Origin of the sequence: Streptococcus macacae NCTC 11558, from assembly GCF_000187995.2 — a bacterium.
Taxonomy (GTDB): Bacteria; Bacillota; Bacilli; order Lactobacillales; family Streptococcaceae; genus Streptococcus; species Streptococcus macacae.
Window position 1 is genome coordinate 167,236 of the sequence record NZ_AEUW02000001.1, and the last position, 11,686, is coordinate 178,921.

13 protein-coding genes are annotated in these 11,686 nt (G+C 37.5%); all 13 read left to right on the forward strand.

From position 1 onward, the window contains the following. Positions 1 to 252: 252 nt before the first annotated feature. Positions 253 to 1,347: a cystathionine gamma-synthase gene (locus tag STRMA_RS00895; protein WP_003079223.1), complete on the forward strand. Its 1,095-nt coding sequence runs from the start codon at positions 253 to 255 to the stop codon at positions 1,345 to 1,347. Between the two features lie 10 nt (positions 1,348 to 1,357). Further along, a complete protein-coding gene (locus STRMA_RS00900; protein WP_003081123.1) occupies positions 1,358 to 2,518 on the forward strand; it encodes a MalY/PatB family protein in 1,161 nt (386 codons plus the stop codon). A 117-nt stretch (positions 2,519 to 2,635) separates the two neighbouring features. Next, positions 2,636 to 3,265: a uracil phosphoribosyltransferase gene (gene upp / locus STRMA_RS00905; RefSeq protein ID WP_003080738.1), complete on the forward strand. Its 630-nt coding sequence runs from the start codon at positions 2,636 to 2,638 to the stop codon at positions 3,263 to 3,265. Positions 3,266 to 3,467: 202 nt separating this feature from the next. Then, on the forward strand, positions 3,468 to 4,058 hold the full coding sequence (gene clpP / locus STRMA_RS00910; RefSeq protein ID WP_003079031.1) for an ATP-dependent Clp protease proteolytic subunit ClpP: 591 nt from the start codon (positions 3,468 to 3,470) through the stop codon (positions 4,056 to 4,058). Positions 4,059 to 4,245: 187 nt separating this feature from the next. After that, the gene (locus STRMA_RS00915) at positions 4,246 to 4,686 is read left to right on the forward strand and encodes a YlbF/YmcA family competence regulator (protein ID WP_040841689.1); all 441 of its coding nucleotides are present in this window, start codon (positions 4,246 to 4,248) and stop codon (positions 4,684 to 4,686) included. Between the two features lie 7 nt (positions 4,687 to 4,693). Further along, the gene (locus STRMA_RS00920; protein WP_003078477.1) at positions 4,694 to 4,939 is read left to right on the forward strand and encodes a DUF2129 domain-containing protein; all 246 of its coding nucleotides are present in this window, start codon (positions 4,694 to 4,696) and stop codon (positions 4,937 to 4,939) included. A gap of 101 nt (positions 4,940 to 5,040) precedes the next feature. Then, positions 5,041 to 6,210 carry an ABC transporter substrate-binding protein gene (locus STRMA_RS00925; protein ID WP_003079991.1) on the forward strand — a complete coding sequence of 390 codons (1,170 nt, stop codon included), beginning with the start codon at positions 5,041 to 5,043 and terminating at the stop codon, positions 6,208 to 6,210. A 630-nt stretch (positions 6,211 to 6,840) separates the two neighbouring features. Further along, positions 6,841 to 7,710, forward strand: coding sequence for a branched-chain amino acid ABC transporter permease (locus STRMA_RS00930; RefSeq protein ID WP_003081940.1), 870 nt, complete (start codon positions 6,841 to 6,843; stop codon positions 7,708 to 7,710). A 3-nt stretch (positions 7,711 to 7,713) separates the two neighbouring features. Beyond that, the gene (locus STRMA_RS00935; RefSeq protein ID WP_003080474.1) at positions 7,714 to 8,670 is read left to right on the forward strand and encodes a branched-chain amino acid ABC transporter permease; all 957 of its coding nucleotides are present in this window, start codon (positions 7,714 to 7,716) and stop codon (positions 8,668 to 8,670) included. Then, positions 8,670 to 9,434 (forward strand): ABC transporter ATP-binding protein, encoded by a 765-nt coding sequence (locus STRMA_RS00940; RefSeq protein WP_003082305.1) that lies wholly within the window; start codon positions 8,670 to 8,672, stop codon positions 9,432 to 9,434. The genes STRMA_RS00935 and STRMA_RS00940 overlap by 1 nt, the downstream gene beginning before the upstream one ends. Then, positions 9,434 to 10,144: an ABC transporter ATP-binding protein gene (locus STRMA_RS00945; RefSeq protein WP_003081151.1), complete on the forward strand. Its 711-nt coding sequence runs from the start codon at positions 9,434 to 9,436 to the stop codon at positions 10,142 to 10,144. The genes STRMA_RS00940 and STRMA_RS00945 overlap by 1 nt, the downstream gene beginning before the upstream one ends. A 144-nt stretch (positions 10,145 to 10,288) precedes the next feature. Then, positions 10,289 to 10,948: a CBS domain-containing protein gene (locus STRMA_RS00950; RefSeq protein WP_003079323.1), complete on the forward strand. Its 660-nt coding sequence runs from the start codon at positions 10,289 to 10,291 to the stop codon at positions 10,946 to 10,948. A gap of 65 nt (positions 10,949 to 11,013) precedes the next feature. After that, positions 11,014 to 11,679 carry a dTMP kinase gene (gene tmk, locus STRMA_RS00955; RefSeq protein ID WP_003081828.1) on the forward strand — a complete coding sequence of 222 codons (666 nt, stop codon included), beginning with the start codon at positions 11,014 to 11,016 and terminating at the stop codon, positions 11,677 to 11,679. Positions 11,680 to 11,686: the final 7 nt, after the last annotated feature.

Sequence of the window (11,686 nt, forward strand, 5' to 3'; positions counted from 1 at the left end):
AAAATTTCAAAAAGAGCTGCGGATATTCTTGGCTCTTTTTTATCTTAAGCGGTCAAGCTGGCTGTAAGGATGCCAAAAAAGATAGACTTAAAAAATAGAAGCTTTAATGATTCTTTCAGAGCATTCAGACTTCTATTTTTTAATATAGTTTCCTTTTATAACTAACTATTGAGAAATAAAATAAAGAGAAGAGCTGTTATATCAAGGAATAAGTGATAAAATAAAAGCATTAGACTTGAAAGGCAGAAAACTATGACTGAGGATTACAGATTAGATACGATTCTGGCACATGCAGGGATTAACACCGATGAGGCAACAGGTGCTTTGACAGCACCTGTTCATTTATCAACGACCTATCAGCACCCTCAATTTGGCCATTCAACAGGTTTTGACTATACGCGAACCAAGAATCCGACGCGTGCTGTTTTAGAAGAAACGCTGGCTAAGATTGAAAAGGCGCAGCATGCTTTGTTAACATCATCAGGTATGGCAGCGCTTGTTTTACTGTTTAATGGTTTTCCTATTGGAAGTAAGGTGGTTGCGGCGCGTGACTTATACGGCGGCTCTTTTCGTTGGTTCAATGAACAGGAAAAAATGGGACGCTTTTCTTTTATTTATACTAATACAGAAGCCGATATGATGGCTGCTATTTCAGAAGAGACGGATTATGTTTTTATCGAAACACCAACCAATCCGCTAATGATTGAATTTAATATTAAAAGAATTGCTGAAAGAGCTCATCAGTATGGGGCTAGGGTTATTGTTGATAATACTTTTTACAGCCCTATTTATCAGAATCCGCTTGTTTTAGGTGCTGATGTGGTTTTGCATTCAGCGACTAAGTATTTATCAGGCCATAATGATGTTCTTGCTGGTGTTTTGATGACTAATGATGACGAAATTTATGATAAACTTTTTTATGATCAAAATACGACAGGACCGACCCTTTCACCTTTGGATGCTTATTTATTGATGCGCGGACTCAAAACCTTAAAACTGCGTATGGAAAAGGCGACACAAAATGCCAAAGAAATTGTTGCTTATTTAGAGAGTTCGTCTGCAGTTAAAGAAGTCTTTTATACAGGAAAGGGCGGTATGATTTCTTTTAAAATTGCTGATGAGAAAAGAATTCCTCATATTCTTAATACCTTGCAAGTATTTACTTTTGCAGAAAGTTTAGGAGGAGTAGAAAGTCTGATTACTTATCCAGCAACACAAACGCATTTAGATATTCCAGCTGATGTCCGCCATTCTTATGGACTGACAGATGATTTGTTACGTTTATCCATTGGGATTGAAGATGCGAGAGATTTAATTGATGATTTAAAGATAGCTTTGGAATACTGAGGAGATACAAATGAGACAATATGATTTTACAACTCTGCCTGACCGTTTGAAAACAAATTCTGTCAAATGGAAAGAGGTTCAAAAAGATAAAGACTTACTGCCATTGTGGGTAGCAGATATGGATTTTCTTACCTTTCCAGAAATGACAAAGGCTTTTGAAGACTTTGCCCAATATGGCGTTTACGGCTATTCATCACCAAAAGAAAGTCTGTTTCAATCTATAATAGCTTGGGAAAAGCAAGAGCAAGATTACTTGGTGGAAAGAGATGCCCTTATTTTGATCGAGGGAGTTGTTCCGGCTATTTCAGTAGCTGTTCAAGCATTTTCTAAAGAAGGAGAGGCAGTATTGATTAATACACCTGTTTACCCTCCTTTTGCTCGGACAGTTAAAATGAATAAGCGAAAACTTATTACCAATTCACTGATAGAAATAAATGGACATTTTGAAATAGATTTTGCTCAGCTTGAAAAAGATATTAAGGAAAATGCAGTAAAAATCTTTATTTTTTGCAGTCCTCATAATCCTGGCGGGCGTGTTTGGTCATCTGAGGAGTTGCTCAAAGTCGGAGAAATCTGCCGTAAGTACGGTGTCATTCTGGTTTCTGACGAAATTCATCAGGATTTAGCTCTCTTTGGCCATAAACATCATACCATTAATACTGTTTCTGATAACTTTAAAGATTTTACTGTACTTTTATCAAGTGCAACCAAGACCTTTAATATTGCAGGGACCAAAAACAGTTTTGCAGTGATTGAAAACCCTGAGCTTCGTCAAGCTTTTAAAGAGAGACAGCTAGCTAATAATCAGCATGAAATTTCAAGCTTGGGCTTATTAGCAACAGAAACCGCCTATACTTATGGCAAGCCTTGGCTACAGGAGTTAAAAACTGTTATTGAAGAAAACATCAATTATAGCCTTGAAACTTTGACTAAAAATTCAAAAATCCAAGTGATGAAACCTGAAGGCACTTATCTCGTCTGGTTAGATTTCTCAGATTATACAGATAATCACAGTGCCTTGAGCCGAAAGATAAGGGAAGAGGCAAAACTCATTTTAAATGATGGTTTAAGCTATGGACGGGAAGGAAAAAAACATTTCCGATTGAATATGGCTGCGCCAAAAGAGGTTATTCAAGAAGCCTGTCAGCGTCTTGTTGAAACCTTTGCATAATTTATGAAAACGACAGAAGCAATAAGGAAATATGCCCTATTTTGGTATAGTCTTTTTGCTCCATCCTTTTTATGTTATAATTTATAATAAAGAAAATAATATAGAAGGTGAATTCTTATGGGGAAATTTCAAGTTATTTCGCATCCGCTCATTCAGCATAAACTCTCTATTTTACGCCGCTTTGATACTTCTACCAAGCATTTTCGCGAATTGGTAAATGAAATTGCTATGCTTATGGGTTATGAAGTGTCTCGTGAATTGCCATTGGAAGAGGTAGAGATTGAAACACCGATTACAAAGACTGTCCAAAAACAATTGGCAGGAAAGAAATTAGCTGTTGTTCCCATTTTACGTGCGGGCATTGGCATGGTTGACGGTCTCTTGAGTTTGGTGCCGGCAGCTAAAGTTGGCCACATTGGCATGTACCGTGATGAAGAAACCTTGGAGCCTGTAGAATATCTGGTTAAATTGCCGGAAGACATTGATCAGCGTCAGATTTTTGTTGTTGATCCCATGTTAGCAACGGGCGGTTCGGCTGTTTTGGCTATTGATTCCCTTAAAAAAAGAGGAGCAGCCAATATTAAGTTTGTCTGTCTTGTTTCTGCTCCCGAAGGCCTTAAGAGACTGCAGGAGGCACATCCCGATATTGATATTTACACAGCAGCTCTTGATGAAAAACTAAATGACAAAGGTTATATTGTTCCAGGTCTTGGAGATGCAGGCGATCGCTTGTTTGGTACAAAGTAAAAGTCCAGCGACTTTTACTTTTCTGATCATGAAAATGAAGGAAAAGATCAAGGAACAATCATTTTACTTTGTCTAAAAATAAGCTAGAACTTTCTGGATTTTTCTAGAAAGTTTTTAAAAAATTAAGGTAAATATTTGACCTTTCTTGACCAATGAGATATAATAACTCCAAGATTGAATTAGATTAAAGGAGAAGTAAAATATGATTCCTGTAGTTATTGAACAAACGAGCCGCGGAGAACGCTCTTATGATATTTATTCGCGTCTTTTAAAAGATCGCATTATTATGCTGACGGGTCCTGTTGAAGATAATATGGCAAATTCTATTATTGCGCAACTTCTTTTCCTTGATGCGCAGGATAATACCAAAGATATCTACCTCTATGTTAATTCACCAGGCGGTTCTGTATCTGCTGGATTGGCTATTGTTGATACAATGAATTTTATTAAGTCAGATGTGCAGACAATTGTAATGGGAGTTGCAGCTTCAATGGGCACCATTATTGCCTCTAGCGGAACAAAGGGTAAGCGTTTCATGCTGCCTAATGCTGAATACCTCATTCATCAGCCAATGGGCGGTACAGGCGGCGGTACACAGCAAACTGATATGGCTATTGCCGCTGAACAGCTTCTTAAAACCCGTAAGAAATTGGAAAAGATTCTATCAGATAATTCAGGTAAGACTGTAAAACAAATTCATAAGGATGCTGAGCGAGATTATTGGATGGATGCCAAAGAAACGCTTAAATATGGCTTTATTGATGAAATTATGGAAAATAATGAATTAAAATAGACATTTTCCTTTCTTAAAATCAATCAAACGAGGCTGGGACAAAAGTCCTTGGTCTCGTTTGATTTTTTCTCAGCTTTTATCTGGCATTCAAACGGTCAGCTCTTTCTCAGTATAAATGTAACTGTTTAGAAAAGTCAGTAAAGGTTTGAGCAGAAAAAAAGCAGTCATTTTTTGGTATAATAATTTTATGCTACATATTGATAATCATTTTTTAGAGATTGAAACTGCTATTGAAGAGTTAGCAGAAGCCTTCTTAGATTTAGAAGTTGTTTCTCATTATAGACAAGCTCAGAAAGCTTTTTTAGCTGATGATTCCCTCCAAAAAGAAATTGCGCTTTTTCAAAAGATGAATGAGGAGTACACCCAACAGAAAGCTTTTATCAAGTTTCGACCAGAAGTCAGACAGCTGAGAAAAGAACTTTTAGCCCAAAAAAGGCAATTGGATATCAATGATAAAGTAGTCAGAATGCGAAGAGCAGAAGTTGAGCTGCAAGAAACCTTAGCTGAATTGACCCAAGAAATTGCTTGCTCAGTTTCACCTGATATTTTTGTAGATACTGGATTGCCTCTTGCTCCGCATAAACCGCTGCATAAAAAGGGACGCGGCAATAATATTAAGGAAAGATAAGAATATAATGAAAACTCAAAAACGATTGGGACTGGCTGTTTACCTTTACTACAATAGAGATGCTAGGAAATTGAATAAATACGGTGAGATTCTTTACCATTCACGGCGCATGCGCTATTTAATTATCTATCTGAATCAAGAACAAAGTGAAGAAGTGATCAATGAAATAAAGCATCTCAAGTTTGTCAAAGAAGTACTGCCGTCTTATTTAGATGATATTGATCAAAACTTTGTGGGAAACTTAACACGTTAGATAAAATAGTGGAAAAAAGAAGTTATACATCTTGACAATTTTCAGATAATTCAGTATTCTTATTGTTGAATGACTTTTACGAAAACAGTAAGGAGAAAAAGATGAAGAAAAAAATAGCTTTAGCAGCACTTTCTTTTGTCAGCGCAGCTGTCCTAACAGCTTGTACAGCACCAAGCGGCTCTTCAAATGCCGCTGGAAATAAAATCGGTGATACCATTAAAATTGGTTATAATCTTGAATTATCTGGAGATGTAGCTGCTTATGGTCAGGCTGAAAAGAAGGGAGCTGATTTGGCAGTTGCAGAAATCAATAAGTCAGGCGGTATTGGCGGCAAGAAACTGAAGGTTGTTTCTAAAGATAATAAATCTGATAATGGTGAAGTGTCAACTATTTCAACTAACCTTGCAACCCAAAGCAAAGTTAATGCCATCTTAGGACCGGCAACATCAGGTGCCACAGCAGCAGCCAGCCCAAATGCGAATGATGCGGCAGTACCTCTTGTCACACCTTCTGGTACTCAAGACAGTCTGACCTATTCAAAAGGTAAGGTACAAGAGTATATTTACCGAACTACTTTCCAAGATAGTTTTCAGGGTAAGATTATTGCAAAGTATGCGACAGATACTTTGAAGGCTAAAAAAGTAGCCCTTTATTATGATAAATCGAGTGACTATGCTCAAGGTATTGCTGATTCATTTAAAAAGGCTTATAAGGGCAAAATTACTGTTGAAGATACCTTCCAAGCGAAAGATCAAGATTTTCAGGCAGCTCTGACAAAATTCAAAAATAAAGACTTTGATGCCATTGTTATGCCAGGCTACTATACTGAAACAGGGCTGATAACAAAGCAAGCGCGTGATATGGGACTTAATCAGCCAATTTTAGGGCCTGATGGCTTCAATGATGCTAAATATATTGAAGGTGCCGGTGCAGCAAATACTAATAATGTTTACTATGTATCAGGCTATTCTACTAAGGTTAGTCTGACTAAGAAGGCTGATAAATTCTTGAAAGATTATAAGGCTAAGTACGGAGATGAGCCAAATATGTTTGCGGCTCTTGCTTATGATTCTGTTTATATGATTGCTGATTCTGCTAAGGGTGCAAAGACATCAAAAGATATTGCTGGTAACTTAGCTAAATTGAAAAACTTTGAAGGTGTGACAGGAAAAATGACGATCGATAAGAAGCATAATCCTGTTAAATCTGCTGTTATGGTTGGACTTAAAGACGGTAAAGAAGCTACAGCAACTGCTGTTGAAGCAAAGTAGTATAAATAAGTCTGAAAGAATAGGAGGCTGGGACAAAGTCCTAGCCTCACTAATATTTTCTAATCAGTCAACAAGACGCAGCAGCACTTAGACGTTTAATACTCTTTGAAAGTCTCTTCAAACTGCATTAGTGTCACCTTACCGTAGGCTAAGTACTGCCTGCGGCTAGCTTCCTAGTTTGCTTTTCATTGAGTATAAAATGTTTTGTATAAGTTTTAATACTAATTGTATTTGTTTATTTTACACGATTAGGGAGCAGAACAAAATCATGAATTTCGCAGAAATTGTTGTTGTCCCACCCTTGACACATTCATTAGAAAACTCATTATCATTTGCTTGACAAGGGATACTTTCACAGTCCGCTGGACTTGAAAGGTTTAAGCTAGAACTATGATATGAAAATTTCAATCAGCAGTGATTCATTAGCGCTAAAATATCTAGTGAACTGCTAAAGATTAAGACTAAAGCTGATATATCCGGTATATCTTAGTCCCAATTGCTTGGTCAGCTAATGTTTTTAAATGAGGCTGGATTTTTATCCCACCCTCAACTTTACTTTAAGGAAAAGGAACATTAGGCTGATCTTGTTTTTATCCCACCTTCATTATTTATAGAAAGTCTGGTAGATATATGCTCCAACAACTGATAAATGGTCTGATCTTAGGAAGCGTTTATGCGCTTTTGGCTTTAGGTTACACCATGGTTTATGGAATCATTAAATTAATTAATTTTGCCCATGGGGATATTTATATGATGGGTGCTTTTATAGGGTATTTCCTCATTACACAATATCATCTTAACTTTTTTGTGGCACTTGTGCTGACCATGGTTTTGACAGCTATCTTAGGGGTAGTTATTGAATTCCTTGCTTATAGACCTTTGAGAAATTCAACGCGGATTGCGGCCTTAATTACTGCAATCGGTGTGTCTTTCTTTCTTGAATATGGTATGGTCCGACTTGTGGGTGCCAATAAATATCCATTTCCGCAAACACTTAAAACGATTAAATATAATTTAGGCCCTGTCAGCATCACTAATATTCAGCTGATCATTTTGGGTATTTCTATCTTATTAATGCTTGCTTTGCAGTTTATTGTCAAGAAAACTAAAATGGGTAAGGCTATGCGTGCCGTTTCGGTTGATAGTGATGCCGCTCAATTAATGGGGATTAATGTTAATAGTACTATCAGTTTTACGTTTGCTCTAGGTTCTGCACTTGCAGGAGCAGGCGGGGTTTTGATTGGACTTTATTATAATTCTGTTGATCCGCTAATGGGGATGATTCCTGGTATTAAGGCCTTTGTTGCTGCTGTTTTAGGCGGTATTGGTATTATTCCAGGTGCGGCAGTCGGCGGCTTTTTGATTGGACTTTTGGAAACTTTTTCTGTTTCCATTGGACTGGCAAGCTACAAGGATGCTGTTGTTTATGCTGTGCTCATCATTATTCTTTTAGTGAGACCAGCTGGTATTCTAGGAAAAAATGTGAAAGAGAAGGTATAAGCAATGAAAAATAATCTAAAAGCAAATACTAGTTGGTTTGCCTTAGTCCTTGTCGTATTCCTCCTCCTTTTAGGACTTATTAATACTGGTATTATTGATATTTATTATACTCAAATTCTGATGGGGATTGGTATTAGTATTATTATGGCACTTGGCACTAACCTAGTCCTTGGTTTTTCGGGCCAGCTTTCGCTTGGACAAGCTGGATTTATGGCTATTGGAGCCTATACAACAGCTATTTTAACCACCCAAAATCCAACTTATGCTGGCTTTTATCTATCTGTTTTACTGGGTATGTTCCTTGCGGCCATTGTAGCACTAGTCGTTGGTATCCCAACCCTTCGTTTAAAAGGAGATTATTTGGCTATTGCAACTCTTGGTGTTGCAGAAATTATTAGAAAACTCATTGAGAATGGCGGTAAGCTGACAAATGGCTCTAGAGGTATTATGGGGATTCTTAAATACACTACTTGGCCGGTAGTTTTCATTTTTGTGGTGGTCATTACGATATTAGTTCTTAATTATTTAAGAAGTCCGATCGGAAGAGAGGTGCTTGCAGTTCGTGAAGATGAAATAGCCGCAGAATCTATGGGAGTTAACATTACTAAAATTAAAGTGCTCACTTTTATGTTTGCTGCTGTTATTTCAAGTATTGCAGGCTCACTTTATGTTGGTTATATTGGGACAGTTGCTCCAAAAGACTTTACGATCATGAAGTCAATTGATTTTCTTATCGTTGCTGTTCTGGGAGGACTTGGCTCTGTAACTGGTACGATTGTTGCTGCAGTTGTTTTAGGTATTCTTAATATGTTCTTGCAGAATGTATCAGATATTCGTATGATTATTTATTCTTTAGCCCTTATTCTTGTGATGGTCTTTAGGCCAAGCGGTTTGTTAGGGACTTGGGAATTCAGCTTTTCCAAATTATTTGCTAAAAAAGCTAAGGAGGGCGACAGGTAATGGCACTTCTTGATGTAAAAAATTTAACAAAAAATTTCGGTGGTTTAACTGCTGTCGGAGATGTCACAATGGAGCTTCAAGAAGGTGAGTTGGTGGGACTTATAGGTCCTAATGGAGCTGGAAAGACAACTCTCTTCAATCTTTTAACAGGTGTTTATGAACCAAGTGAAGGAAGTGTAACGCTAAATGGGACACTATTAAATGGTAAGGAACCTTATAAGATTGCTTCTTTAGGTTTATCCCGTACTTTTCAAAATATCCGTCTCTTTAAAAATATGACTGTCCTTGAAAATGTTTTGGTCGGTCTGGGGAATACACGCCAACCGCACTTGTTCTCAAGCCTGTTGCGTTTACCCAAGTTTTATGCCAGTGAAAAGGAATTGCGTGCTAGAGCACTAGAGCTTTTAAGGATTTTTAAACTTGATGAAAAAGCTGAAACATTAGCGAAAAATCTTCCTTATGGACAGCAGCGCCGTTTAGAAATTGTTCGTGCTCTTGCAACGGAACCTAAAATTCTTTTTCTAGATGAGCCAGCAGCAGGGATGAATCCTCAGGAAACAGCTGAGTTAACCGATCTAATCCGCCAGATTAAAGAAGAGTTTCAAATTACGATTATGCTGATTGAACATGATATGAGTCTTGTCATGGATGTTACAGAGCGTATCTATGTTTTGGAATATGGCCGTTTGATCGCACAAGGAACCCCAGCTGAAATAAAGAATAATAAACGCGTTATTGAAGCCTATTTAGGAGGTGAAGCCTAGTGAGTATGTTAAATGTTGAAAATTTGTCTGTTCATTATGGTATTATCCAGGCAGTGAAGGATGTCTCTTTTGAGGTCAATGAAGGGGAAGTTGTATCTTTGATTGGAGCAAATGGAGCTGGTAAGACATCTATCCTTCGCACTATTTCAGGCTTGGTACGTCCTAGTTCAGGCAAAATAGAATTTCTTGGCAGTGAGATTCAAAAAATAGCCAGCCGTAAGATTGTTGCTTCAGGTTTATCTCAGGTGCCAGAAGGCCGTCATGTTTTTTCAGGTTTAACTGTTCTGGAAAATTTGGAAATGGGTGCTTTTCTTAATAATAATCGTGACGAAAATAAAGCTAACTTAAAGAGAGTTTTTGAACGTTTTCCACGTTTAGAAGAACGTAAAAATCAGGATGCTGCAACGCTTTCTGGAGGAGAACAGCAGATGTTGGCAATGGGACGGGCTCTTATGAGCCAGCCTAAATTGCTCTTGCTGGATGAGCCTTCTATGGGATTGGCACCGATCTTTATTCAAGAAATTTTTGATATTATTCAAGATATTCAAAAGCAAGGGACAACTGTACTTTTGATTGAACAAAATGCTCAAAAAGCTTTGTCAATCGCTAACCGCGGTTATGTTCTTGAAACGGGTAAAGTGGTGCTTTCTGGTACAGGAGAGGAACTTCTGGCTTCAGATGAAGTCCGTAAGGCTTATTTAGGCGGTTAATATTTAGTGAAATGAAATAGTTGATTGGTTCTGAGAAGAAAGATACACGCACTATTTCATTTTTCATATCAGCTGATTGGTTTAAACGACTGTCAAAAAGGATTAAATATGATAATTAGGGTAAAAGGAAAGAAGGTTTAAGAGATGCCGGTTAAGGATTTTATGTCTAAAAAAGTTGTCTATGTTTCTCCAGATACAACGGTTGCAAAAGCAACAGATATTATGCGGGAGAAAAGGCTGCGCAGACTTCCCGTTATAGAAAATGATAAACTGGTAGGTCTTGTAACAGAAGGAACAATCGCAGAAGCAACGCCTTCTAAAGCAACAAGCCTTTCTATCTATGAAATGAACTATCTTTTAAATAAGACAAAAATTCGTGATGTCATGATTCATGATGTGATTACTATTTCAAAAGATGCTCATTTGGAGGATGCCATTTATTTGATGATGAATCATAAAATCGGTGTTCTTCCTGTTGTTGATGAAGAGCAGATTTCTGGTATTATTACGGATAAAGATATCTTTAAAGCCTTTCTGGAAGTCTCTGGCTACGGTCAGGAAGGTATGCGCTTAACGATTATTGTTGATGACAAGATAGGGATTTTAGAACAGATTATTAAGGCTATTTCAACAGAAAGCCTCAATATTCGAAGAATTCTTGTAGCAGACCGTAAGTCAGGAAAAGTAAGGATTGAAATTCAATTAAGCGGTAAATGCGATGCTAAAAAACTTCAGCAAAAATTGGAAGAACAAGGTTTTGAAGTAAGATCTATTGCAGAAACCCAAAGAAAGGAAATCATTTAAAGATTAAACGCTGCTAAAGTCATTAGCAGTGTCTTTTTTATCATAATTTTGGTAAAATAAAGGTAATGATGAAAAAAACAAAGACAGTAAATAAGGGTTTTCTTCTTTCTCTGGAAGGTCCTGACGGTGCAGGTAAGACGACAGTTCTTGAAAAAATATTGCCGCAGCTGAAGCGTTTTGTCTCAAGTAAGGTGGTTGCGACGCGAGAGCCGGGCGGGGTGGCTATTGCTGAGCGTATTCGTGATATTATCCTTGATGTTGAACATACGAATATGGATGATAAAACAGAATTGCTGCTTTATATTGCTGCGCGCCGTCAGCATCTGGTGGAACGTATTTTGCCAGAGTTTGACCAGGGAAATTTTGTAATAGTAGATCGTTTTGTTGATAGTTCAGTAGCTTATCAAGGGTACGGCAGAGGTTTAGATAGGCAAGCTGTTTCCTGGTTAAATACTTATGTGACAGATGGCTTATATCCAGATTTAACACTTTATTTGGATGTTGATTCTGAAACAGGTTTACAAAGGATCGAGCAAAATAAAGAGCGTGAAGTCAATCGTTTGGATTTGGAAAAACTTGATTTGCATAAACGTGTGCGCGCAGGCTATTTAAAACTAGCTCAAGAAAATCCTGAGCGGATTGTCACCATTGATGCTGCTCAGCCGCTTGATAAAGTTGTAGCTGATGCAATGGCTGTTATTCAGCAAAAGTATTTAGAAAAGCAGACATAAGAATGTA

Excerpts from the sequence above, each read along its gene's own strand:
- STRMA_RS00950 (WP_003079323.1), top strand. The coding sequence starts at position 10,289 with ATGCCGGTTAAGGATTTTATGTCTAAAAAAGTTGTCTATGTTTCTCCA.
- STRMA_RS00935 (WP_003080474.1), top strand. The coding sequence starts at position 7,714 with ATGAAAAATAATCTAAAAGCAAATACTAGTTGGTTTGCCTTAGTCCTT.
- STRMA_RS00915 (WP_040841689.1), top strand. The coding sequence starts at position 4,246 with ATGCTACATATTGATAATCATTTTTTAGAGATTGAAACTGCTATTGAA.
- STRMA_RS00895 (WP_003079223.1), top strand. The coding sequence starts at position 253 with ATGACTGAGGATTACAGATTAGATACGATTCTGGCACATGCAGGGATT.
- tmk (WP_003081828.1), top strand. The coding sequence starts at position 11,014 with ATGATGAAAAAAACAAAGACAGTAAATAAGGGTTTTCTTCTTTCTCTG.
- STRMA_RS00930 (WP_003081940.1), top strand. The coding sequence starts at position 6,841 with ATGCTCCAACAACTGATAAATGGTCTGATCTTAGGAAGCGTTTATGCG.
- upp (WP_003080738.1), top strand. The coding sequence starts at position 2,636 with ATGGGGAAATTTCAAGTTATTTCGCATCCGCTCATTCAGCATAAACTC.
- STRMA_RS00900 (WP_003081123.1), top strand. The coding sequence starts at position 1,358 with ATGAGACAATATGATTTTACAACTCTGCCTGACCGTTTGAAAACAAAT.
- STRMA_RS00925 (WP_003079991.1), top strand. The coding sequence starts at position 5,041 with ATGAAGAAAAAAATAGCTTTAGCAGCACTTTCTTTTGTCAGCGCAGCT.
- STRMA_RS00920 (WP_003078477.1), top strand. The coding sequence starts at position 4,694 with ATGAAAACTCAAAAACGATTGGGACTGGCTGTTTACCTTTACTACAAT.
- STRMA_RS00940 (WP_003082305.1), top strand. The coding sequence starts at position 8,670 with ATGGCACTTCTTGATGTAAAAAATTTAACAAAAAATTTCGGTGGTTTA.
- clpP (WP_003079031.1), top strand. The coding sequence starts at position 3,468 with ATGATTCCTGTAGTTATTGAACAAACGAGCCGCGGAGAACGCTCTTAT.